Annotated in this window: 20 protein-coding genes and 1 riboswitch; of the genes, 1 reads left to right on the top strand and 19 read right to left on the bottom strand. The window is 41.6% G+C overall.

Features of this window, described 5'->3' with window-relative positions; genetic code table 11:
* The 7 genes from AE2B122_RS00965 to hemA form a co-directional block, all read right to left on the bottom strand.
* Positions 1 to 2196 carry a LysM peptidoglycan-binding domain-containing protein gene (locus AE2B122_RS00965; RefSeq protein WP_175072861.1) on the bottom strand — a complete coding sequence of 732 codons (2196 nt, stop codon included), beginning with the start codon at positions 2194 to 2196 and terminating at the stop codon, positions 1 to 3.
* Positions 2197 to 2324: 128 nt separating this feature from the next.
* A complete protein-coding gene (hemL, locus tag AE2B122_RS00960; protein WP_095272474.1) occupies positions 2325 to 3617 on the bottom strand; it encodes a glutamate-1-semialdehyde 2,1-aminomutase in 1293 nt (430 codons plus the stop codon).
* A 15-nt stretch (positions 3618 to 3632) separates the two neighbouring features.
* Positions 3633 to 4616, bottom strand: coding sequence for a porphobilinogen synthase (gene hemB, locus AE2B122_RS00955; RefSeq protein WP_175072860.1), 984 nt, complete (start codon positions 4614 to 4616; stop codon positions 3633 to 3635).
* Complete coding sequence (locus AE2B122_RS00950; protein ID WP_175072859.1) at positions 4613 to 5398, bottom strand: uroporphyrinogen-III synthase; 786 nt, start codon at positions 5396 to 5398, stop codon at positions 4613 to 4615. The genes hemB and AE2B122_RS00950 overlap by 4 nt, the downstream gene beginning before the upstream one ends.
* The gene (hemC, locus tag AE2B122_RS00945; RefSeq protein ID WP_095220302.1) at positions 5395 to 6327 is read right to left on the bottom strand and encodes a hydroxymethylbilane synthase; all 933 of its coding nucleotides are present in this window, start codon (positions 6325 to 6327) and stop codon (positions 5395 to 5397) included. Before hemC ends, AE2B122_RS00950 begins: the two co-directional genes overlap by 4 nt.
* A gap of 27 nt (positions 6328 to 6354) precedes the next feature.
* Entirely contained in the window at positions 6355 to 7179 is an 825-nt protein-coding gene (locus tag AE2B122_RS00940; RefSeq protein ID WP_175072858.1) for an inner membrane protein YpjD, read from the bottom strand.
* Positions 7180 to 7195: 16 nt separating this feature from the next.
* Complete coding sequence (hemA, locus tag AE2B122_RS00935) at positions 7196 to 8551, bottom strand: glutamyl-tRNA reductase (RefSeq protein WP_175072857.1); 1356 nt, start codon at positions 8549 to 8551, stop codon at positions 7196 to 7198.
* A 232-nt stretch (positions 8552 to 8783) separates the two neighbouring features.
* Between hemA and AE2B122_RS00930 the strand changes: the two genes are divergently transcribed.
* Positions 8784 to 9266: a LiaI-LiaF-like domain-containing protein gene (locus AE2B122_RS00930; protein ID WP_175072856.1), complete on the top strand. Its 483-nt coding sequence runs from the start codon at positions 8784 to 8786 to the stop codon at positions 9264 to 9266.
* A gap of 31 nt (positions 9267 to 9297) precedes the next feature.
* Here the strand turns inward: AE2B122_RS00930 and yihA are convergent, their stop codons facing one another.
* The 12 genes from yihA to AE2B122_RS00870 form a co-directional block, all read right to left on the bottom strand.
* On the bottom strand, positions 9298 to 9879 hold the full coding sequence (gene yihA / locus AE2B122_RS00925) for a ribosome biogenesis GTP-binding protein YihA/YsxC (protein WP_095220298.1): 582 nt from the start codon (positions 9877 to 9879) through the stop codon (positions 9298 to 9300).
* On the bottom strand, positions 9866 to 12199 hold the full coding sequence (gene lon / locus AE2B122_RS00920) for an endopeptidase La (protein WP_175072855.1): 2334 nt from the start codon (positions 12197 to 12199) through the stop codon (positions 9866 to 9868). Before lon ends, yihA begins: the two co-directional genes overlap by 14 nt.
* Positions 12200 to 12358: 159 nt before the next feature.
* Positions 12359 to 13636, bottom strand: coding sequence for an ATP-dependent protease ATP-binding subunit ClpX (clpX, locus tag AE2B122_RS00915; RefSeq protein ID WP_095220296.1), 1278 nt, complete (start codon positions 13634 to 13636; stop codon positions 12359 to 12361).
* 403 nt (positions 13637 to 14039) lie between these two features.
* Positions 14040 to 15329 (bottom strand): trigger factor, encoded by a 1290-nt coding sequence (gene tig / locus AE2B122_RS00910; protein WP_175072854.1) that lies wholly within the window; start codon positions 15327 to 15329, stop codon positions 14040 to 14042.
* A gap of 144 nt (positions 15330 to 15473) precedes the next feature.
* Positions 15474 to 16457, bottom strand: coding sequence for a tetratricopeptide repeat protein (locus tag AE2B122_RS00905; RefSeq protein ID WP_175072853.1), 984 nt, complete (start codon positions 16455 to 16457; stop codon positions 15474 to 15476).
* 140 nt (positions 16458 to 16597) lie between these two features.
* Positions 16598 to 16948: a hypothetical protein gene (locus tag AE2B122_RS00900; RefSeq protein WP_175072852.1), complete on the bottom strand. Its 351-nt coding sequence runs from the start codon at positions 16946 to 16948 to the stop codon at positions 16598 to 16600.
* Between the two features lie 110 nt (positions 16949 to 17058).
* Positions 17059 to 17706 (bottom strand): hypothetical protein, encoded by a 648-nt coding sequence (locus AE2B122_RS00895; protein ID WP_175072851.1) that lies wholly within the window; start codon positions 17704 to 17706, stop codon positions 17059 to 17061.
* Between the two features lie 5 nt (positions 17707 to 17711).
* Positions 17712 to 18062, bottom strand: coding sequence for a hypothetical protein (locus AE2B122_RS00890; RefSeq protein ID WP_175072850.1), 351 nt, complete (start codon positions 18060 to 18062; stop codon positions 17712 to 17714).
* Positions 18063 to 18135: 73 nt separating this feature from the next.
* Positions 18136 to 18873 carry a cyclase family protein gene (locus AE2B122_RS00885; RefSeq protein WP_175072849.1) on the bottom strand — a complete coding sequence of 246 codons (738 nt, stop codon included), beginning with the start codon at positions 18871 to 18873 and terminating at the stop codon, positions 18136 to 18138.
* A gap of 83 nt (positions 18874 to 18956) precedes the next feature.
* Positions 18957 to 19043, bottom strand: a riboswitch (SAM riboswitch).
* A 106-nt stretch (positions 19044 to 19149) separates the two neighbouring features.
* On the bottom strand, positions 19150 to 21267 hold the full coding sequence (locus AE2B122_RS00880) for a hypothetical protein (protein WP_175072848.1): 2118 nt from the start codon (positions 21265 to 21267) through the stop codon (positions 19150 to 19152).
* Positions 21268 to 21365: 98 nt separating this feature from the next.
* Entirely contained in the window at positions 21366 to 22772 is a 1407-nt protein-coding gene (locus AE2B122_RS00875; protein WP_175072847.1) for a restriction endonuclease subunit S, read from the bottom strand.
* Positions 22772 to 24199, bottom strand: coding sequence for an N-6 DNA methylase (locus AE2B122_RS00870; protein ID WP_175072846.1), 1428 nt, complete (start codon positions 24197 to 24199; stop codon positions 22772 to 22774). Before AE2B122_RS00870 ends, AE2B122_RS00875 begins: the two co-directional genes overlap by 1 nt.
* Positions 24200 to 24204 lie beyond the last annotated feature (5 nt).

Below are 24204 nucleotides of genomic sequence, written 5' to 3'. Positions count from 1 at the left end.
TTAGTTCTTTCTTGAACGTCGCTGCGGTATGAGAAGCAGCTGCCCCTCCGATACTGTTTCCTCTTCCAGATTGTTGGAGCTGGCAATTGAGCTGACCGGCACGTCATATCGAGTCGCAATCTTCTCCAACGTATCTCGTTCCTGGACGATGCAGACACGAAGCTTTGTATAAGTTTCTTCCCGCGCACCGAACATACTGACAAGGAAATTGCTGCTGTCTTTTCGTTCTGCTATTTCATCTGTTTCTTCCTCTTCCTCAAACGCTTCCGGCAGATCCTCTGGCTGCAGCTCCTGATTGATTGGCACTGACTGCAGCGATACGTCATTATATGATTCTTCCGTATCAATATCTTCTGCAGTTACATCTGCCTGAGGTACTTCTGTAGGCTCGACTGGTTTACTACCGAAGAATTCACTGAATGTCTTCGTCTCTTTATATTTCCATCTGTCATCCTCTTCAGGTGTCAAAAGAGGAGGTGCCTCGAATCTGATTGGCTCAGGAGGTGCTTCTGCTTCTTGTTTTGCTTGATAAGTGAAGGTGAAATCTGGACTATCGGTAGGTTCATCATGCGGGAGTTCCCGATCCAGATAATACACATCATCATCCTGAATACGCGCCTGACGGAAATCGGCCGCTTGATAAGCATCCTCCAGCTCATCTGGCAGAACGAAAAGTTCTTCTGGCAGCTTGCTGGATTCAGGAATTTGATAAGCATTTTGAACTTGTGACTGTTCTTCCGCTTGATAAACTGCTTCTTCACGAGGCTCTGCTGCAGGCTTCTCCGCTTTTATAGTTACCTTTGGAGAAGCAGGTGCTTGATCCTGCGCAAAAGCATGTGGTTCTTCCTGTTCCTCTTCAGAAGGGCGTTGTTCTACATATTCCGCAGATTTAGCTGAAGCCTCTAACTCATCCAGTCCTGCTTCTGCCTGAGTTTGCTCTGCATACTCCTGAACAGATGAAATGCTTTGAGCCTCGGTTTTCTGATCGCGAGTTTCTGCTTTTAGTTCTGCTTCTACCTCTGTTTCCGTATATTCTTGAGAAAACTGATAACCTTGCACTTCGGCATCCTGATTGTCTCGGATTTCTGCTTCTTTTTGCTCTGCATATTCTTGAGCAAATTGATAGCTTTGCTCCTCGTTTTTATATTCGTCGCGGGCATTTGCTTCTGTTTCCTCGCGGTTCACCATCTCTTCTTCTGCATGCTCTTCTTGAGTAAACTGATAGCTTTGCTCCTCGGCCTCATATTCGTCACGGGCATCTGCTTCTGTTTCCTCACTGTTCACTATCTCTTCTTCTGCATGCTCTTCTTGTTTAAACTGATAGCTTTGCTCCTCGGCCTCATATTCGTCGTGGGCATTTGCTTCTGCTTCCTCTCGATTCACTTCTATCTCTTCTTCTGCATGCTCTTCTTGAGTAAACTGATAACTTTGCTCCTCGGTCTCCTGAACGTTTCGATCATCTGCTTCCGTTTCCTCGCGGTTCACTTCTACCTCTTCTTCTTCTGCATACTCCACTTGAGAGAACTGATTGCCTTGCTCCTCGGCATTCTGATCTTCTCTCGTATATGAAGCTGATTCTTCGGGCATAGCTGCCGGTTCTTCTTTAGCAAATTGATAGCTTCGCTGCTCATACTGCTGATTATCACGTGCTTGAGCTTCGATTTGATCAGCTATTTCGTCTGTATAAGATTTAGCCTGTTCCGCTGGCGGAATCGGAGGCGGGAAGTAAGGTTGCTGCGGTGCTTGCGGCTGCGCTTCTTTCCTCTCTTCCAACACACCATATATTGCAACCGTCGCATGTAGTTCAAGAACATTGCTGCCAGGAACTTCATAATCAAAATTATCGATTGTGACATATACGTCATTTAGCTGCTTGATACGATTTTTCGGAACAGATATCTCAACAGGGAAACGATGATAAAATGTATTTGTTCCAGCTTCCTGTTTCTCGATATTTTCCATTTCCCTTGTACCAGGACTGACTGCGACTGCACTTCCTTCAGCAACTTCCTGAATAGGGTAATATTCCCCCGTAAGTTCAATGACTCCTCGGACAGAAATTTCATGCTCAAACTCCTGGATACTAATCTCCGGCTCCAATGCGATTCCTATTAAATCCTGCAACTGTGCGTCAGCACGGAAACTGAGTGATTCTTGTATATCAAACATAAAAGGTGTTGTCTCATTTGTAGACAAGTGGAATCCTCCCTCCAAGATTTAAGCGTTCCTCTGTACTAAAACCTATGCTTATGCCTATTCTTATATGTAAGGAAAATCCTTTGTACCCATGAAAAAAAGCCCAAGCATAAGCTTGGGCTTTGAGTTTAAGATGCTGCTATTTTCTTGAAGGCTTGTCTAGCTGCTTCAATTGTCGCTTCGATATCCTCATCAGTATGAGCAGCTGATAGGAACAGCCCCTCAAATTGGGAAGGCGGCAGGAAGATACCCGCTTCAATCATTTCTCGGTAGTACATGGAGAAGTGATCCAAATTGGATGTCTTCGCCGTATCAAAGTTAATGACAGGAGTATCTGTAAAGAACACACCAACCATCGAACCTGCACGGTTTACTTGCAGTGCTATGCCGAATTCCTCTGCAGCTGCTTTGTAACCTTCAGCAAGACGGTCAGCATGAGCATTGATGCGCTCATACGCCGCTTTATCCATTGCTGCCAAGGTTTCGTATCCAGCAGTCATAGCAAGCGGATTTCCTGATAATGTGCCCGCTTGATAAATATCACCCGCTGGAGCAACACGATCCATAATCTCCTTACGGCCGCCATATGCGCCTACAGGAAGACCTCCGCCAATGATTTTACCAAGGCAAGTCAAGTCTGGTTCAACGCCGAAGTGACCTTGTGCAGAATGATAGCCAACACGGAAACCAGTCATAACTTCATCAAAGATAAGCAAAGCGCCATGCTGCTTCGTGATGTCACGAAGTCCTTCAAGGAAACCTGGCTGAGGTGGAACTACACCCATATTCCCGCAGACTGGTTCAGCAATGACAGCTGCAATATCGTCACCGTACTGCTCGAAAGCATATTGCACACTTTCTAAATCATTGTACGGTACTGTAATCGTATTACGGGCAATAGTTTCCGGTACACCTGGGCTGTCTGGAAGTCCAAGTGTTGCTACACCAGAACCAGCTTTGATTAGAAGAGAATCACCATGGCCATGATAGCTGCCTACGAATTTCAAGATCTTGTCGCGTCCAGTGAATCCACGTGCCAAACGAAGGGCACTCATTGTCGCCTCTGTACCGGAGTTGACCATCCGAACGATATCCATAGATGGAATCCGCTCTTTTACTAAAGCTGCCATCTTATTCTCAATCACAGTTGGCGCACCGAAGCTTGTCCCTTTCTCTGTGATCTTCTTCAAACCTTCTACAACGCGGTCATCTGCATGCCCTAGAATGAGCGGTCCCCAGCTTAGTACATAATCGATGTACGTATTACCATCAATATCTGTAATTTTAGACCCCTTACCGCTATCCATGAAAATAGGATCCATACCTACGGAGCGGAATGCACGAACCGGGGAATTAACTCCGCCAGGCATATGCTGTTTCGCTTCTTCAAATGCTGCTATCGATTTTTCAAAGCTTTTCAAAAGATTTCCTCCTCGTCAGTTGTCTTCCTTCAGCCATCTTGCCACATCTTTTGCAAAGTAAGTCATGATTAAATCCGCACCAGCACGTTTCATGCCGATCATTTTTTCCATAACAATTGCTTTCTCATCAATCCAGCCATTCAATGCAGCGGCTTTCACCATGCTGTATTCGCCGCTGACATTGTATGCGACGATTGGGGCATTGAATTGATTGCGCACATCACGAATGATATCCAAGTAAGCAAGTGCAGGTTTCACGATAAGGAAGTCTGCATTCTCTTCGATATCAGATGTTGCTTCGCGCAGTGCTTCTCTTCTATTTGAAGGATCCATTTGATACGTTTTGCGGTCTCCGAATTGCGGAGCGCCTTCAGCTGCTTCACGGAATGGACCGTAAAAGGCAGATGCGTATTTGACAGAATAAGCCATAATCGGAATGTTCGTAAAGCCGGCTTCATCCAGTCCCTTACGGATTGCTTGTACATAGCCATCCATCATGTTAGAAGGGGCAATGATATCAGCTCCTGCTTTCGCTTGGCTTACTGCAGTATCTACTAAATAGCCTAGTGATTCATCATTATCGATTATTCCGTCATGCACGATGCCGCAGTGTCCATGGGATGTATATTCACAAAGGCAAGTATCTGCAATCAATAGAAGCTCAGGGACTTCTTGTTTTGTCTGGCTGATTGCCCGCTGTACGATACCGTGGTCATGGAAAGCACCAGTTCCGATTTCATCTTTTTCAGCTGGAATACCAAAAAATAGAACAGATTTGATTCCTAATTCGCTTACTTCCTTCATTTCAGCTGATAAATTATCTAAAGACAGCTGGAATACACCTGGCATGGAAGAAACTTCATTACGGACGTTTTCGCCTTCCACAACGAAAACTGGGTAAATCAAGTCATCCACTGTTACTTCTGTTTCTCTTACTAGTGCCCGCATGTTTGCTGATATACGCAAACGGCGATGGCGTTTGAATTCTGCCATTATCATTCACCTGTCCTTTGTTCATAGTAATGTAATAATGCATCGATCATTGCTTCTGTTGTGTAGTGAGCGGGCAGCAGGATATTATGGAAGCCATGCCGCTTGGCAGCTTCCTCTGTTGTCGGTCCAATGACAAGACAAAGTTTATTCAGCTGTTCCTTTTGCATTTCAGCCTGGCTAATAAAAGAATGAAAAGCCTCTATCGACGATGGACTTGTAAACGTCAATACTTCTGGCTGGTCCTTTTGCAAGACCTTGTTCAGAAGCTCTTGGTTACATTTCTCTTCTACCGTATCATAGACGACCATTTTCTCAAATGCATAGCCATTCTCTCTCAATCCGTTTGACAATGCTGGCCGGGATAAGTTCCCTTGAATCAGCAGTATCCGGTTAGCAGGATCATATGCTGCGCTGAATTCTTCTGCTAAGCAGTCAGCAGTATACGCATCCGGTATTAAATCAGCACTCCTACCAAGCACTCTTTCTACCGCCTCAGCAGTCTTCTGTCCGACTGCAGCAATATGGCAATCTTTCCAGTTCTCCAATTCGGAAAACTTACTCACTAAAACGCCAAAGTGCTCTACTCCATTATTGCTCGAGAAGAACAGCCAGTCAAAGCGATTGCCTTGCTGGCTAAGCATTTGGTTTTCTTTATCCGTTCTCGTTCGAAAAGTTAGTAAAGGCACCATAATAGGACTCGCGCCTGCTTGGGCCAGCTGTTCAGCTAATCGGACAGCCTGCTGCTTTGGGCGCGTTATGAGCACCTTCACGGCCGGCAACCGGCTCAATTGGATTCCGACTCCTGAATCGCTTTGGTGATGATATCCTGTGCACCTTGTTCCTGCATCTTTTCAGCGGCAAGCTTACCAACTTCCTGGGGATCAGTTCCTCGTACTTCTTCTTTGAATACTTGTTTTCCGTCAACAGAAGCAATCAAAGCTGTCAGTACAACGTCGTCTTCTTCCATATGAGCAACACCAGCAATCGGAACTTGACAGCTGCCGTTCATCAAATAAAGGAAAGTACGTTCAGCTGCTACTGTCTGCTGCGTATAAGAATCATTGATCTTAGCCAAAAGCTCGATCAATTCCATATCCGTATCGCGGCACTCGATTGCAAGTGCGCCTTGACCGATAGCTGGCAGACAAAGATCTGTTTCCAAGTATTCCGTTATTATTTCATCGTCCCAACCCATGCGCTTCAAGCCAGCCGCTGCAAGAACGATTGCATCAAAATCTTCATTCTCAAGCTTTTTCAGACGGGTATGAATGTTTCCGCGAATAGGCTTAATTTCGATATCAGGACGAATAGCAAGAATCTGCGATGCACGACGCAGGCTGCTTGTTCCGACAACCGCACCTTCCGGCAATTCTCTTAAGGAAACGTTATTCTTGGAGATCAAAGCATCCCGGTAGTCCTCCCGAACTGGTACGCTGGCAATTGTGAGACCGACAGGAAGCTCGGATGGCATGTCCTTCATACTATGTACGGCCATATCGATTTCCTCGTCATACATAGCTTGCTCGATTTCCTTGACGAACAACCCTTTTCCTCCAACCTTTGAAAGTGTAACGTCCAGGATTTTGTCTCCCTTTGTTTCGATTTTCTTGATTTCGAATTCATATGGGGCACCAGTTAGTTTTAATTGCTCGATAACCCACTTTGTTTGTGTGAGCGCTAAATTGCTTTTTCTTGAACCAACGATAATTTTTCGCATTGCTCTACCTCCTAAGGACTACATAATTTACCCAGTAAAATGAAATGATGAATACGTGCTAAGCATGAAGAAATTAATAATGAGGATCAGAAAGGCTGCAATAGTATATATTGCCAAGCCTTTCCCTCTGACACCTCTTACCAAACGCAGGAACAGATAAACTGCATAGACGGCCAATACCGTCAGAGAACCGATTGTCTTCCAATCATACCAATAGAAGACTGCTGTTGTCGTATGAGCCCATACTATTCCCATAACAATCGATAACAATAATAAAGGCGTCCCGATTGTGATGGAAGTGAAGGTATATGTCTCTAGCTTGCCCAAGTCGCCAAGCCTTGTCCACCACCTATACCCTTTTTTCTGCTTCAAAAGTTGGAATTGCAATAAGTACATAAGGGCAAAGACAAAGGACAGAGTGAAAAATCCATACGCCAGAATAGCCAGCGTGATATGTGCGATCAGCACTTCATTCATGAAAGGAATAGTCTGAGACCATTCCCTCTCATAGGCTGAGCTTGCAATATATAATAACATCATAAAAAAGCCGACCACATTCAGGAAGAAGGTGAGAAAATCGACTTTGTAAATGCGGTTGATGAATAAGGATAGAGACACCAGGACCCAAGCATAAAAGTATAACCCTTCATATACATCCTTTACCGGCAGGCCAGCATGCGCAATCATTTCCTGCAATAAAAAAAGGCTCTGGAAGAACCATACTAAAGTAAGCAAACGGAAGGCGAAAACATTCGCCTTCCGATTCTTTTGTATAAAATCGATAAAATAGCTGAAAATGCTGGCTGCATATAGAAGTAAAATAATTTCATAAAGATAAGCCGGTACCTGCATCTATAAGCCCTTCTTTTTATCTAGTTGTGGAAACACTTGGTACAGACTGAAAGCCCTGTGACTCTGTACGCTCCAGTTTGATAAGATTATTTTGTTTATCCAGCACCGCTTTTTCGATCCCAAAAATCTCTGCGAACTGCTGAATTAATTCTTCACTGTTCTCACGGCCAGCAAGCTCTTTTGCTTGTGTGATCGGCTGCTTGAGAAGCTGATTAATGATGCTTTTCGTGTGCTTGTTCAACACTCGCATATCACGTTCGCTAAGGTCAGGCAGCTTCCGCTCCAAACTCTTCATTGTCTCAGTCTGGATAGATGCTGCTTTACGGCGTAGCTCAGAAATGACTGGTACAACACCTAATGTCTGCAGCCATACTTTGAAATCGACGATGCCGCCTTCGATCATAATTTCGATCTTCTCAACTGCTTCTTGACGCGCAGCCAAGTTCGCATCGACGACATCCTGTAAATCATCGATATCGTATAGGAAAGTGCTTTCCAACTCATCCACATCTGGATTAATATCACGTGGCACAGCAATATCGACTAAGAATAATGGCTGTCCTTTGCGTTTCTTATGAACTTCTTGTAGCATTTCTTTATCCAGTACATATCCTGGTGCACCAGTAGAACTGATAACAATATCAGCATCTTGCAAGGCACTGTCCAGTTCATCCCATCCAGCTGCTTTGCCATTGAATAAAGCGGCTAGCTGTTCTGCTTTTTCTTTAGTCCGATTTACTACCGTAACATCTTTGACGCCTGAACCATGCAGGTTTTTCGCTGCCAGTTCCCCCATTTTACCAGCGCCTAGGATGACGATTCGTTTAGAAGAAATATCACCGAAGATCTTTTTAGACAATTCTACAGCTGCGTAGCTCACAGAGACAGCATTTTCTCCGATTCCTGTCTCTGTATGTGCACGTTTCGCTACCGTAACAGCCTGTTTGAACAATTCGTTATAAATCGTTCCAGATGTATGCAGCTCTTGTGCTTTTTGGAACGCGCGTTTCAGCTGTCCAAGGATCTGTGTTTCCCCTACTACCATGGAGTCCAGTCCGCTTGCTACCTTGAACAGATGCTCCACAGCTCTTTCATCCTCATGAAATGTAAGATAAGATGCAATCTCGTCTTTTTCGATACCGAACCATTCAGACAAGAATTTCTTTATATAATAGCGGCCAGTATGCATCTGGTCAACCACTGCATAGATCTCCGTACGGTTACATGTCGAAACAATGACGTTTTCGAGCATGCTTTTCTGGTTGGAGAGTGCTTGCATCGCTAAGCCAAGCTCTTCTTCCTTGAAACTTAGTTTTTCTCTTATTTCAATCGGGGCTGTGCGATAATTGATTCCAGCAACTAACATGTACATTCCCTTTTTCCCCCTTGAAAACATGTCGCTCTTACTAGTATAACACTATGGTATTTCTGTCCTATTCAAAATTGTGAACAGAATCGTAAACAATTGTGTTAGGATAGAGTGTGTGTTTATTTGTGAATGTTTGTGAATGATTTCATAAGTACATATAACAAGTTAACACAGCTAGTCATGATAATCAACGATTTAATCTTATTTAATAATAATTATTATGTGGAGAGATGTTATGACGAAGAAAAATGCTTTTATCGGGTTCCTGCTACTGGGGATCGGTGCTTATTTCCTGTTACGACAGTTGCGTGTTCCCCTGTTTGTCGACTTCTATTCGTGGCCGTCTTTATTAATTATCATTGGCGCCGCACTATTATTGCATGCTTATCTTGCGAAAGATCATAAAAACTTATTCGCCGGCTATTTTATTCTTGGCTTAGGTGTCCATTTCCATGGAATGAAGCATTACGGCTTTTGGACCGATAGCTGGGGAGCTTATCCCTTCTTAGCCGGCGCCGCTTTGTTCATTTCGGCACTTAAGACAAAAAAAGGTTATGTATGGGCAATATTGCTGCTTGCTCTCGGCGTTTTTGCTATCGCTGCACCTCAGCAGCCTGCTTGGTTCGGCTGGCTCGATAGGACAGCAGGTATCATTAGTAATTATTGGCCTGTTCTACTTATCCTGGCTGGAGCTTACCTTTTATTCCGAAAAAAATAACCGTACAAGCTATAGCTTGTACGGTTATTTTTTATAGGAATTTTTTCAATACTCCCCATGCTTCCTCTTTTCCTTCTCCTGTTTCGGAGGAAAATGGAAGAATGATATCTTCTTGTAACAGCTGTAATTTATTAGCAGCCCGCTTGATATGCTGGACACGTTTCCCTTTTGGAATCTTATCCAGCTTCGTAGCCACTACAACAACCGGCAATTCATAATGCTTCAAGAACTCATACATCGCGACGTCGTCCTTCGTTGGTTCATGCCGTATATCGACAAGCAACACAACCGCCTTCAGATTCTCACGCTCTGTAAAATATTCCTCGAGCATTATGCCCCAAGCATTACGTTCTTTCTTTGAAACCTTCGCATATCCATAGCCCGGTACATCCACAAAATGAAACCGCTCATTGATCTTATAAAAGTTCAAAGTCTGCGTCTTCCCTGGCTTCTGAGATGTGCGGACCAGATTCTTCCGATTGATCATCTTATTGATAAAAGATGATTTCCCTACGTTTGAGCGGCCGGCTAAAGCAATCTCCGGCATATGCGTCACCGGATATTGCTTTTTCGATACCGCGCTGATTACTATTTCTGCTTCAGTTACTTTCATGTTTATCTTCCACCAATGCGTATTTTAATACCTCATCAAGATGGCTGACTTTTATAAACGTCATGTCTTGCTTGATTGTATCCGGTATTTCTTCCAGATCCCGATCATTATCGGCTGGGAAGAGAATTGTCGTAATACCTGCTCGGTGAGCACTCAAACTTTTCTCCTTCAGTCCGCCGATTGGCAAGACCCGTCCGCGAAGAGTGATCTCACCTGTCATTCCGACTTCTTTTCGTACCGGTCTGCCAGTCAGTGCACTCGTCAATGCGGTGGCAATCGTAATACCGGCAGATGGACCATCCTTCGGTGTTGCTCCTTCCGGCACATGAATATGAATATCATAGTGCTCATGGAACGATGGATCAACGCCGATTTCTTCGGCATTGGAACGGATATAGCTGAATGCAGCCTGAGCTGATTCTTTCATGACATCGCCGAGCTTACCGGTTAATGTCAGTTTTCCTTTACCTGGAGACAAGGAAACCTCTATTGATAGTGTATCTCCGCCAGCAGTCGTATAAGCAAGACCTGTCGCTGCGCCAACTTGATTCTCCTCTTCCATTAAACCATACCGGAAGCGTGGGCGTCCAAGCAATTCTTCTACTTTCTTCGCGCTTACCGTAACCCGTTTCTTATCTTCGGAAACGATGATACGTGCAACTTTACGGCAAACAGCTGCCAGCTGGCGTTCCAGACCACGTACACCAGCTTCCCTTGTATAGCGGCGCACGATATGTTCGAGCGCTTCATCCTTTACAAGGATGTTGCCTTTCTTCAGACCATTTTCTTTGATTTGCTTTGGCAGCAAATGTTCCTTGGCAATATGAAGTTTTTCCACTTCCGTATAACCTGCAATGCTGATGATTTCCATCCGGTCAAGGAGTGGCCCTGGAATTGATCCTAAGTTATTCGCTGTTGCAATGAACATGACATTGGAAAGATCATACGTCTCTTCGATGAAATGGTCACTGAATGAACTGTTCTGTTCCGGATCAAGTACCTCGAGCATAGCCGAAGACGGATCACCTCGGAAGTCATTGGACATCTTATCAATTTCATCGAGCAGAAAAATAGGATTCGTTGTTCCAGCTCGGCGCATGCCCTGCATGATTCGTCCAGGCATCGCTCCAACGTATGTACGGCGATGTCCACGGATTTCCGCTTCATCTCGTACGCCCCCCAAAGATACACGGACAAATTTCCGGTTGATTGCTTTGGCGATACTTGTCGCCAAGGATGTTTTCCCGACCCCAGGAGGTCCGGCAAGACAAAGAATTGGACCTTTCAAGGAATTGGTCAGTTTCTGAACAGCCAAGTATTCAAGAATTCGTTCCTTCACTTTGTCCAGGCCGTAATGATCTTCGTTCAAGGTCACTTCAGCGTGAGGAATATCCAGATTGTCTTCTGTTTGTTTCTTCCACGGCAAAGCAATCAGCCACTCTAAGTAATTGCGGATGACAGAGCTTTCCGCTGAGCTCTGCGGTACGCGCTCATAACGGCTCAATTCCTTTTCAGCAACTTCTTTCATGTGATCCGTCATATCAGATGCTTTTATATCTGCCCGAAACTGCTCAATCTCACTGGACTTGCCATCGCGATCCCCAAGCTCCTTCTGGATTGCCTTCATTTGCTCTCGCAAATAATATTCCTTTTGGGTCTTCTCGACAGATTGTTTGACTCGAAGGCCGATTTTCTTTTCAAGATCAAGTACTTCCCGCTCATTCGTAATGATCGTAATAATATGACGCAGACGTTCTTTCACATCTTGCATCTCAAGGATCTCCTGCTTATCTTCCAATCGCAGTGAAAGATGAGAGGTGATCATATCAGCCATGCGCCCAGGTTCCGTAATATCCGTCAAGGTCGCTAACGTCTCTTGGCCAATCTTCTTAGAAACCTTTATGTATTGCTCAAACTGTTCCAAAAGCGCACGCATCAGTGCTTCTTCCTCATTTTTCGTACCATGCTCGTCTGGTCTTTCTTCTATTTCAACCATGAACTGCTTGTCATCCTCCAGGAAACGGATGATTTCAGCGCGATATAGTCCTTCAACCAATACACGCATTGTACCGTTCGGAAGCTTCATCATCTGATTGACTTTTGCTACCGTACCTATATGGTGGATTTCTTCTTCTGTCGGTTCATCTAAATCCACTTCCTTTTGTGCAGCCAGAAAGATTGTTTCTCCTTCCAGCATCGCACGTTCCAATGCATGAACGGATTTTTCCCTGCCTACATCCAAATGTAGAACCATCGTCGGAAAAATAAGCAAACCCCTTAAGGGTAAAAGAGGCGTTATCAGTGTCTTCTCTTTTTCCATCGTGACACCTCCAAATGTCTGTCTTCTTCAGTCTTTCTTAAAGTATATACACAACCACAGTACTGTACCCATACTTTGTGAAAATCAAGAAAAAAATCCCTTGCCACCAACTGTAACAAGGGATTTGCTGTAGATGATCATCTGCTTGGCAGATAGAGATTATGCACTCTCTTTCGGAGATTGCTGGTTCTCATCTGTTACGGTACCATCATGCAGTACAAACTTCGGACGGCCATTCTCAAGCAGTACTGTATCTTTTGTTATGATGCATTGCTTGATATCGTCACGGGATGGAAGTTCATACATAACGTCCAGCATGATACCTTCAATGATGGAGCGCAAGCCCCGTGCACCAGTTTTACGTTCAATTGCCAGCTTAGCAATTTCACGAAGCGCATCTTCTTCAATAACCAATTCTACTTGGTCCATCTGGAAGAGCTTCTGGTATTGTTTCACCAATGCATTTTTAGGTTTTGTCAGGATCTCAACCAAAGCTTCCTCATCAAGCGGCTCTAGGCTGCCGATAACAGGCAGACGACCAATGAACTCTGGAATCAAACCGAATTTCAATAGATCCTCCGGTAATACCTTGGAAAGATATTCGCCTTTATCTAGTGTCTCTTTGCCATCATTAGCACCAAAACCGATAACCTTGTTACCAAGACGGCGTTTAATGATTTGCTCGATTCCGTCGAAAGCACCACCACAGATGAATAGAACGTTTGTTGTATCAATCTGGATGAATTCTTGATGAGGATGCTTACGGCCGCCTTGTGGCGGAACGCTTGCTACCGTACCTTCAAGAATTTTAAGAAGTGCCTGTTGCACACCTTCACCGGAAACATCACGAGTGATGGATGGGTTCTCTGATTTACGTGCTACTTTATCGATTTCATCGATGTAAATGATCCCTTTTTCTGCTTTTTCTACATCGTAGTCAGCAGCTTGGATCAATTTAAGCAAGATGTTTTCTACATCTTCCCCAACGTAACCAGCCTCTGTTAAAGAAGTTGCATCTGCAATTGCGAATGGTACGTTTAGGATACGCGCCAATGTCTGAGCTAGTAATGTCTTACCGCTACCAGTCGGACCGATCATTGCGATATTACTCTTAGACAATTCCACATCATCTGAGCTCTTACCGGAATTGATACGTTTATAGTGGTTGTAAACCGCTACAGCAAGATTCTTCTTCGCTTTATCCTGTCCGATAACGTAATCGCTTAGAATTTCACGGATTTCCTGTGGTTTCGGAATTTCTTTGAATTCAACTTCTTCTTCGTTTCCAAGTTCCTCTTCCACGATTTCTGTGCACAAGTCGATGCACTCATCACATATATAGACGCCTGGTCCGGCTACTAATTTACGTACTTGGTCTTGGCTTTTGCCACAGAAGGAGCATTTAAGTTGTCCTTTTTCTTCATTAAATTTAAACATCATTTCACCCCTCGAATGTAATATCTATATATGATATCTCGAAAGATCAAACACATTCTGGATGCGCCCAGCCTTCCTTTTTCCAATCATATCAGATAAAAGCAGTATTAAAAAGCAAAACACTTTTTCCATCAGTATTAGCCAAATGAACGCAGGTAAACCCTGCAAAGGAAGATTTCTCCCTTTTATTAAACTGGCAAATCCTGCATACGCGAAAAAAGAGGTACGTTTTATTATGGAGTTTTTTTTGTAAAAGTCAAACCATATGTATGTAGTATATGTAAACGAAAAAGCCGTTCATGCACGTAATTCCACAGAGAGGCTAACAATACCTTCTGGAACTACGTTTATTTTTTAGAAAAACAAGGCACAGTGATTGCTGCCTTGTTTTTCTGATTATGTCTTATGCAGTTTTGCTGTTGTCTACCAATACATCGATAGCTTTTTGGAACTTCAGATCATCTTTGATAGCGTCTGTGTTGCCGCCAAGCATTTGAGTCAATTGCTCTTTGTCTGTTTGGTACATTTCAGCCATTTTATCAAGCTCTGTGTTAACGTCTTCGTCAGTCACTTCTAAGTTCTCCGCTTGCGCGATAGCTTCAAGAGTCAAGTTCGTTTTCACACGTTTGCCAGCATCTTCTTTCATTTGCTCGCGAAGTGCAGCTTCGTCCTGACCTGAGAACTGAGCGTACATTTCAAGTGTCATACCTTGCATTTGAAGACGCTGTTCGAATTCACGAACCATGCGGTCTAGTTCTGTATCTACCATTGCTTCTGGAACTTCCACTTTCGCGTTGTCTGTAGCAAGGTTGATCAGCTGCTCACGTTTGTTGTTTTCCGCTGCAGTTGTTTTTTCTTCTTGCAAACGGTTTTTTGTTTTTTCACGAAGCGCATCCAAAGATTCAACTTCTTCGTCTACGTCTTTTGCGAATTCATCATCAAGCTCAGGAAGTTCTTTTGCTTTGATTTCGTGAATTTTCACTTTGAAGACTGCTTCTTTACCAGCAAGTTCCGCAGCATGATATTCCTCAGGGAATGTCACAGGGATATCGGACTCACTACCGGATTCTTTACCTACTAGCTGTTCTTCGAATCCTGGGATGAAGCTGCCAGAACCGATTTCCAAAGAATGGTTTTCTGCTTTGCCGCCTTCGAATGCTTCGCCATCAACGAAACCTTCGAAATCGATTACGACTGTGTCGCCTTCTGCTGCAGATCCTTCTTCTTTAACAACCAATTCAGCTTGTCTGTTGCGAAGTGTATCGATTTCTTTTTCAACATCTTCGTCAGTTACTGTAGTATCTTCTGCTTCTACTTCAAGACCTTTGTAGTCGCCAAGCTCTACTTCTGGTTTGATAGCTACAGTAGCTTTGAAGATAAGCTCTTTACCTTGTTCGATCTGCTCAAGATCTACATCCGGCTGTGCAACAGGCTCAATGCCAGTCTCTTCAACAGCGTTCATGTATGCTCCTGGAAGAACGATATCAATTGCATCCTGGTACAAAGATTCTACACCGAAGCGTTGTTCGAAGATTTTACGTGGTACTCTTCCTTTACGGAAACCTGGTACCTGAACTTGTTTAACTACTTTTTGAAACGCTTGGTCAAGTGCTCCGTCCAATTCCTCAGGAGATAGGGTAATTGTTAAGATTCCCTCGTTCTTGCCTTCTGTTCTTTCGAATTTTGCTGACATAATATTCCCTCCAACATCTATCGTTTGTTTCATGTTAATCGTTCTCAATTCTAGCATAATATAAGCTATTAACTAGTACTGGTTTACAACCATCTTATTATAACATATTCATAGTCGCTTTCAACACTAACGATACGAACTCTGTCATTCCTCGGCGACAGTCAGATATTTCGCTTCCAATGTAATGATCTCTTCCATCATAGAAGCGATTCTCTGCGCTTCTTCCTCTGTAACAGCAGGCTGATCGATTTGCAGATAACTGCTTGCCAGCTTCTGCAGTGCAGCAGCCAAAACAGTGCCGTCTTCTTCTGTAGGCACCATTGGGTATCTAACATACATATAACGATGTAAAAGTTTGTACACCAAGTCGTAAAGTGATGGATTCTGCTGCTCAAGAAGATGCAAATGCTGCAGTACCTGTTTCATCCCTTCCGATCTTTCAACTGTTGTCAGGTTCTCCGGGACAACTGTCATCGTTTCTTTCATCTTATGTATTGTGACTGGGAATTCGATTTCTTGCTTCACGAGCCATTCCAGTACAGCTGTCTGTACGACGGGATCAGCTTCCTCATCAAGTAAATATGCTTCCATCTTCTGTACATGCGGACTGACATCAAGCGAATGGCATTTCTGGATGAGCTGCCATTGCAAGACGGTATCCTTACTCTTGCGTGCTTTTTCGAAATTATGTATAAGCTGATCTGCCGTTGTCTGACTCTTATCTTCGGCCATTTTACGACTTACCTTCTGCAGCTGATCAAACGACGTCTTAAGCGGCGTCGGTATTTTCTCTGTTGCATATACCTCGTCCAGCAGTTCCACTACTTCGTCGTAGCGTCCGAGCTGGAACAGCAGTGTTAAATGAATATGTAAGTATTGCAGATAATCCTTATCCTTGGCAGCCAACAGCTGCAAGGACATTTCCTCCGCCTCTTCATGCCTGCCAAGCTCCATTAAACATATTAGGCGCCCAGTCAAAATTTCCGGCTGACGGTAGCCATAATCCAAAAGCTGTTCAAACTTCCCTATTGCATCGGTGTAATTCTTCTCCTGCAGCTCCTTCATCCCTTCCCGCTCCAGCCGCGTCTTCAGACCCGGGAACAGGACAACATTATTCTCTTTATCCATCGGCAACATCCTCATTAGATTTTCAGTTAGAGACCTGGTAACAGCTATACCCTTAAATGTAACAAAGAAAACGCAGATTGCAACTTTTAAATGGCAAAAAGCTGTGAATCCATGCATTCACAGCCTTATGATACTATTCCCTACTTTTCCCGGGACTCCCCAGGGTGGGGTCTTCTGAAAGGTATGACATTCTCCGTGGGGATAGGTGTATCATCATCGTCTTCCTCTTCTTCATCAAGAAAATCGAATAATCGCTGCTGCATATCTCCAAGTTCCGAGGTCATGCTTCTTTCCTTAGCTTCCAAGTCATAGATATTACGTTTGATCTGAAGGTAAAACTCCTTTAAGGGCTTATCTGTATATTGGCTCAGAAGCCGATCCGATATTGTATACTCCTGCTGCAGTTCCAGGTCATAGATGCGGACCATGAAATATTTCCCGAAAGGAACGGATCCGATAAACCGATATCGTTTCGTCTCATCTAAATACATAGGCCACCTCCAAGAAAAGTGTAGCATGTATCGACAACTATATGCATATTTTCTCCATAATATACAGAAAACTTACATTTACTTAATCATACATACTAAAATCGCAGTGACTATCGAGAAAGTGCGGTTTCTTTATCGATTAGACTGTTTATTGAACCTGTAACAAGAACGCCTCTCCCCGGATAGGATTCCACATGATTGCCACGCAAGCACGCGCCAGTTATAGGTGAATGCTCATCGCCTTTCAACCTTATTTCTGAAGCATAATTGCCGCCACTGATGGTATTCTGCATGATGAGGAAATTCCTGATTGGATTGCTGCGCCCTGTAGGACGGTTTTTACTATCTGTGTCATTTCTGCCGTCCACATTATTTGGATGAATAGCAATCCCACCACCGCACGATTTCATCCGATTATTATATAGAACAACATCCCGCCATGAATAAGCCCGTACAGCCCACTGGAGCGTTTCATTCATTACATTTTCTGAAACAAATATGCGTTCATGCCATCTGTCTGCAGTAGCGGAGTGCGAACCAACAGCCCTTCCCCAGCTTCCTTTCGTTTCAGATGGACCGAAGTTATTATGATGAATCCAAATTTCCTGACAAGTGGTTTGATCGAATACAGAACCTCCCCAAGGGAATACTCGGCGGGCTTTGGCTAAATCTAACTGAATTGCCTCACTATAAGCGCGCTCTCCATTACGATCATCATAACCAAGAAACTTGCAATGCCGCACTTCGATATTACGCATGGCATTCAGTTCAATCGCGTGTCCGCCATCGGTCCATGATGCTTTTTTCGGAATCTAGAATTATTATCCGCCTCAAAGAATGTGTTTGGCTTGAGACGCAATGGTCGACGCAGTGTGTAAAGTCCTGGCGGAAAGACAATATGCAAGCCCTTCTTGCGATCAGCTAGGTTCAGCAGCTGCTGAATACCTTTCGCATCATCATGTCTTCCATCAGCTCTGATTAGCGGGTGATCTGTTGCTACTATTGTATATGCTGACTTTAACTTTTCATTTAAATGATTGCTAGTTCGACTTATACCTCGCAGCGTTTCTGCTAGTTCGTTGAATACAGCTGGCAACTTCTGTTCCTTTTCCATCATGCCGCCTCCTATCAGTGAGTATTTTACCCATTATCCGATTTGGAGAGCCTTTAATCATATTGCGTTACTTTTAAGGCAAGACAGCAAAAGAACGAACAGGAAATCCTGACGCTTTTCCTGCTTTCGGTACGATATTAAAGATGAACGCCCCTTTTGCTGGCAGCTGATCCAGATTCGTCAGCAGTTCAACTTGGTAGGAATCTTGTTCCAGCACATAATATTCACCCAGTAAAGCACCGTTTTTCTGAAAATCGACTGCAGCATCCGTATCAAATGTTTCATGACCTACCGCCTTGATATTCCGTTCTTCATAAAGAAACTTTAAACTTCCCAGTGACCAGCCAGGAGAATGACTGTTTCCCTGTTCATCTTTGTTATCCATCTGTTCCTGATTTGGCCAGCGTTTGCTCCAATCTGTCCGTAAGGCTACGAAAGTGCCCGGTTCGATCTTGCCATGCTCTGACTCAAACGCCAGAATATCTTCTACAGACAATGAATAGTCATGATCGGCAGCAGATTGCTTAGATTTATCAATCACAACAAGCGGTAATACCAATTCTTTCAGCTCCAACTCTTCTAAGTATCGTGTCTCACGCACAAAGTGAATCGGTGCGTCCAGATGCGTTCCGTATTGCCCCGGGAAAGTAAAACTCTGAGCGAAGAACCCATCATCATGTGAGAATAGTGTTTCGAACTTTGCAGAATTAAAAGCTGAAAAACGCGGAGACTCTGGTCCAAAGGTGTGCGTCAGATCCACCCATTTCTTTTCTCTTAAGACTTCCAATGCTTTACTCAACTCGTTTAACATACACAATCACCTCATATTAATAGTGTAAAAAACAAAAAACCTCTCCTAAATAAGAAGAGGTTCGCTACTTTTATGTAGTCCGGTTCTTATCTAGTCTGGAATTAGCACAGTACACACAGTCTGTTGCTGAAGCTTCATAGGGCCAGTCCCTCCGCTTCTCTGGATAAGAGAAAAACAAAAAATCACAAATGACTATAGTATTTTTGAAAACAAGTAACCTTATTAATTATTCCTAGTGTAATAATGTAATCACAAAAAAGGTTTGAATTAACATATTTAATTATTAAATTGTGCCCTTCCAATCACGCCCTTTTCCTCAAGTTTAGTGATTGTTTGCATATGTAATTCATAAGTGAATGGTTTAGGTTTTGCTTCATTTCTTTTTACATACCCAGCTTGCGCGAGATCTCTACATCTCCAAGCTACAAATGAACTGGTTCTATCAATTTCTTCCGCTACCATATTAGCTGTTATTTTCATTGAGAGATTTTGGTTGTTTAATAAATGGATTGTTTGTAATATCTCTATCTCATCTCTGGTCCAAATTGCTGTTTCAGATTCTCTTTTCGCAATTTTGACAAGCTCTTCATCGTACTGAACTTGACACTTACCATCCTCACACCCCATACATTTCATTCTAAATCTTTCAAAAAGTTCAAGTTCTTCAATAGGATATTTTGTTCCACAATTAGTACAGATAATTTGTTTGTTTTCACGTAAACAATTAAAAATAAATGAAGTATAATCAAAAGCTCTTTGTTGATAAAATTTAGAATCTTTATTATCAGGCTTACCATATATTACTTTCTCATATACACAGAGACCAAAATCAAAAGCATACAAATGATTTGTCGTATTTTTAGAACTTCCGGATGTTCGTCCTTTAGCAGCAATCTCATTTATTTTATGCAGAAAACCATTAAACTCTAGAGAAGCTAACACGTTATCTAAATCTGGATTTGCCATGAAATGACTTGTAGGCACAGCTACTAAATCAGTAAAATAAGAGTTTTCCAGATTCTTTAGTTTATATTTATTCTCTTGCGCTGTGAGTATTAGCGACTTCAACAAATTTTCCTGAACATGGATATCTATCTTATCATCAAAAATACCTTTAGAGAATTTATGCTTACTAAAATAGCTACTTGTATGGTCAATATAATATTTTTCGCTTGCTTGTTCAATTGCAAATCTATTAATTTTCTTTCCTTGAGAAATATGTGTTAACCAACATGTATACAATATATGACCTAAAGTTCTAACTACATTCATCGAACTTTGAAATAGTAACTTGTAATAGTCTTCCATTTTCAATGACTTAGTATCAAAATATTCTTCAACCGTTGACTCACAAAAATATCTAATTCTGTTTTCAATTATTCTTTGAGTATAACTTATAGCTCCCTTTTCAGTGCTCACAGTATTGTCCTTCCGATAAATATCAAACATATCAATTGAAATAAGGTCGTATTTCCCGGAATCTAAATCACCAAAATAAATTCTATTAGGATAAGCAGCTATCTTTAAGTTAATATGCTCTTTACCAAGGTGATAAAGGGGACTAACTATAGCATCAACAAAAGAAATCATATCTATCTTGTTAAGTTCGGAGAAATCATCTACGAATATAAATAACCTCCTTCTTTTACATATTTCTAAGATTTCCTTAATCGTACTTACTAGGTCTTTTAAATTGAAGTATCTAGCTAAAATATTTGATGCACTAACTTCTAAGCTATCACTATTCTTACTATTAATTCTAGCGTTAATATTTTGTAAAGCAGCTTTAATTTCGGCTATAGATTCATTAGTTTCTTTCGTCACTGTGTTCTGATCTATGGCCTTGCTAATGTTAATCAACTCCGGGTTCTCCACAACATTATCTAACTTCTCTAAAGCAGCTTGTAACTTTTTATCACGAAAATAATTATTAAATTTTTCAAAAAAACCGTTTGTTTCCTTCTTTAACTCTTCTGTAATGCTCTCTTTAAATTCTAATAAGAAATTTCTAATTAAAAGCAATCTTCGTATGTCAGCTGTTTCTAGAACTCCATTCAAATCACTAAAATCAACACCTATATTTTCTACCTTTGACAGCTCATGTACCGCCTTAGCATTAATATAAACTGTTAAATCTTCTTTTGCTTGATGGATTTGACTTTGTGAATAAGCAATAATAGTAGATTTACCAGTGCCCCTTCTACCTACAATAAATGTTGTTCTATCAGAGCTCATTTGACTATAAAGGCCATTATTAGGTAACAAATCAACATATAAATTATCAATATGATTAGTTTTTCTACTTGGTGCACTGTGAAAATCAAAATCATTATTATTTATTCTATGGTATAACTTTAAAGTGTCTATAGCATTTCTAAATCCTTGAATGTTCAATTATCATTTCCTCCTTTATAATACTTTTAATGAAAATATAAATCAAAAACAGTTAGCTTACAGAGTATTCCTTTAGATTTACCCATATTATCGTTAGATTACAGTAAATTAACGGGAGGAAAATCCGATGAGTTGCTTGTACCTAGTTCGCCTCTAAATGCTTTGTACATTATAGATTGTTTTAAATTGTCTAGCTGCCTTAATTTGTCAATCAAGTTATCTAGCTTATTTTCTCCTTCGTTAAGTCCCTCAATTGCTTCTACAATTTTCTCTTGTTCTTTAAGAGGTGGTAAAGGGATTAAAAATTTTCTTAGATCACTCAAATTAATTCTTGATTGAGCAGAACCTATCTTATTTTCGACAAAAACTTTCTGAAAATATGGAGATAATATAACATTACATATAAACTTTGAATTTACATCATTTCGAATTTTTATTACTGCAATCGCTCTATTTACATTCATATTTTTATGGTCTTTATCAACAACAACTGCTCTTCCAATAGTAGCCATTATGGCTAATAGTATATCTCCTTCCTCGGTTTGCGTCCTTTTATATTCATTATTTAATTCCTTTGATACCTTAAATAATTCTGTTTCATTATATTTTCCTTTTCCTATGTCCATCACTCTAATCATAGGTATTCCCTTGGTATCCATTTCTCCAGGTTTCAAGATACCATATGAAAGGCTTTTTTTCTCTTTTAATATATCCTCTAATTTCACCCAAACCCAACCTATAGGTAATTGAAAAGGGGGTTCTAATAATTTTTCAGTGAACTTATCAGCTTTTAAAACCTCATTCTTTCTGACAGACTCTTCTCTAAAGTCTTTAGTATAAAAGCCTCTAATAGATTTGTTTAAGATAGAAGCTCGGCGCAATTCAAAGGATTCTTTTGCTTTCTCAATCAACTGCTTTGCTTCGTCAATTTTACTTAAAAGAAGTTCAACTTTTTTTACAATTCTTTTTTGTTCCTCTATAGGCGGAAGTGGAAAGGGCATACTTTCAAAGTCAGTATTTTTTACTGATGGCGAGTTATCACCTCTTGTTTTACTAATTAGATACTTTGTTGCTATCGCTGAACAAAGATAGTAATAGAGGTAATCTGTTAACAATCCATTCTTAGGAGAACAAACATAAAACGCAGTAGAAGCTATCACTCCTTCCACATCACCCTTTATCTTTGCAATATTTTTCAAATAAGGTCTTACCATTGATATTATTACGTCATTGCTCTTAACTTTTCTCCTTGCTCTACTTGGCGCATCCTCTATTCTAAGTTTTTTAACCTGTTTTATTTCCTGTTTGGAATTATCAACCGCATCTACGTCAATATATTGAAAATACTTATTATCAATATGTAGTGGATTAGACGATATCATATCTTCTAAAACTGCTTTAACCCTTACCCATTTCCAATTTTCAGGAACTTCAAAAGGTTGCTCTGCCCTAGGGACAAGGGCTTCTTCAATTAATTTATCAATAGATTTCTGTTTCTTAGCCATTAACTATTCACCTTAACATTTTCAGTTTCCTTTAACTCATTCACAACTTCACGCAATAACTCCATTGCTTGTTGAAGGTTATCAATTGCCTCTTCCGCAGATTCAACTGGATCTGGCAAGTTATCATAAGCAGATAATGAATTATCTGCAATCAGGCCAATATCTAAACTATTATTCTTCTTCGATATCTCTTCCCGCGAAAACTTATTCCAGCGCTCATCTTGAATTATTGCACGATTTTCAGCAACATAAGCCTTCATAAAATCTTCAAAGTGAGCCATTGTCAGCTGATTACGTTTACCAAATGAAGGCATGTTAGTACGCATGTCATATACCCAAACATCTTTTGTGCTGTCCTTATCCGTTTTTTCTCTTGTAAAGAACAACACATTAGTTTTTACACCTTGGGCGTAGAAAATACCTGTAGGTAAACGTAGGATAGTATGCAAATTGCATTTATCCATCAAATCACGGCGAATTTGGGCTCCCACTCCACTTTCAAATAATACGTTATCCGGCAATACAACGGCTGCACGGGCATTTCCGTCATCTTTCAATGCATTGTATATAAGCTGCAAGAAATTTAGCTGTTTATTGGATGTTTCAAACGTTAAGTCATCGCGCGATACACGTTCTCCGCCCTTTTTAGTTCCGAACGGCGGGTTGGTTAGAATGACATCAAAGTTCTTCATCCATTTTCCGTTACTGGAAAGCGAGTCTCCAATTTCAAGACGACCTTCGATGTTGTGAAGCAAAGCATTCATAAGCGCCAAGCGATGCGTACCTTTTACGAGCTCCATACCGTTGAAAGCTTCTTTTTTCTGAAACTCAGCTTGTTGCGGATCCAAATCAAAATAATCGTCAGTTTTATTCTTCAAATATTGATCTGCTGATATCATAAATCCAAATGTACCTGCAGCTGGGTCAATACAGCGTTCGCCGACTTTGGGGTCCATCAGTTGAACCATGACATCAATCAAAATTCGCGGTGTGAAGTACTGACCAGCACCTGATTTTGTTTCACTTGCGTTCTTTTCTAACAATCCTTCATATAAGTTACCAAGGCCTTCTTCTTTGGCGTTATACCAATCCAATGCATCGATTGATTTAATTATTTTTTCCAGGTTTTTCGGTTCTTCGATACTAGTAGAGGAATCTGTGTACACAGAACGAAGCTGATCATTTTCGCTGCTACCTAGCTCTACAAGTAAACGCTGATAGAATGTCTTTAGCTCTATGCCTTCTTTAGCAGTCAAGTCATCCCAACGATAACCTTCCGGAAGTACAGATTCTGCTTGCTGTTCTTTCATCATTTTCAAAAACAAGATATATGTTAACTCGGTAACATACTGCTGATATGTAATCCCGTCATCACGCAGAACGTTACACAAATTCCAAAGCTTTTGTACGATTTCTTGGTTGTTCATTCTTA

This window comes from Terribacillus sp. AE2B 122 (assembly GCF_902497585.1).
Taxonomy (GTDB): Bacteria; Bacillota; Bacilli; order Bacillales; family Amphibacillaceae; genus Terribacillus; species Terribacillus saccharophilus_A.
Note: the sequence above shows the minus strand (reverse complement) of the source record. Positions and strands in the feature narration are given on the sequence as shown.

Coding starts and splice junctions, on each gene's coding strand:
- hemB (WP_175072860.1), bottom strand. CDS start 4,616: ATGATAATGGCAGAATTCAAACGCCATCGCCGTTTGCGTATATCAGCA.
- hemC (WP_095220302.1), bottom strand. CDS start 6,327: ATGCGAAAAATTATCGTTGGTTCAAGAAAAAGCAATTTAGCGCTCACA.
- AE2B122_RS00940 (WP_175072858.1), bottom strand. CDS start 7,179: ATGCAGGTACCGGCTTATCTTTATGAAATTATTTTACTTCTATATGCA.
- hemA (WP_175072857.1), bottom strand. CDS start 8,551: ATGTACATGTTAGTTGCTGGAATCAATTATCGCACAGCCCCGATTGAA.
- AE2B122_RS00930 (WP_175072856.1), top strand. CDS start 8,784: ATGACGAAGAAAAATGCTTTTATCGGGTTCCTGCTACTGGGGATCGGT.
- yihA (WP_095220298.1), bottom strand. CDS start 9,879: ATGAAAGTAACTGAAGCAGAAATAGTAATCAGCGCGGTATCGAAAAAG.
- lon (WP_175072855.1), bottom strand. CDS start 12,199: ATGGAAAAAGAGAAGACACTGATAACGCCTCTTTTACCCTTAAGGGGT.
- clpX (WP_095220296.1), bottom strand. CDS start 13,636: ATGTTTAAATTTAATGAAGAAAAAGGACAACTTAAATGCTCCTTCTGT.
- tig (WP_175072854.1), bottom strand. CDS start 15,329: ATGTCAGCAAAATTCGAAAGAACAGAAGGCAAGAACGAGGGAATCTTA.
- AE2B122_RS00905 (WP_175072853.1), bottom strand. CDS start 16,457: ATGGATAAAGAGAATAATGTTGTCCTGTTCCCGGGTCTGAAGACGCGG.
- AE2B122_RS00900 (WP_175072852.1), bottom strand. CDS start 16,948: ATGTATTTAGATGAGACGAAACGATATCGGTTTATCGGATCCGTTCCT.
- AE2B122_RS00895 (WP_175072851.1), bottom strand. CDS start 17,706: ATGCGTAATATCGAAGTGCGGCATTGCAAGTTTCTTGGTTATGATGAT.
- AE2B122_RS00890 (WP_175072850.1), bottom strand. CDS start 18,062: ATGGAAAAGGAACAGAAGTTGCCAGCTGTATTCAACGAACTAGCAGAA.
- AE2B122_RS00885 (WP_175072849.1), bottom strand. CDS start 18,873: ATGTTAAACGAGTTGAGTAAAGCATTGGAAGTCTTAAGAGAAAAGAAA.
- AE2B122_RS00875 (WP_175072847.1), bottom strand. CDS start 22,772: ATGGCTAAGAAACAGAAATCTATTGATAAATTAATTGAAGAAGCCCTT.
- AE2B122_RS00870 (WP_175072846.1), bottom strand. CDS start 24,199: ATGAACAACCAAGAAATCGTACAAAAGCTTTGGAATTTGTGTAACGTT.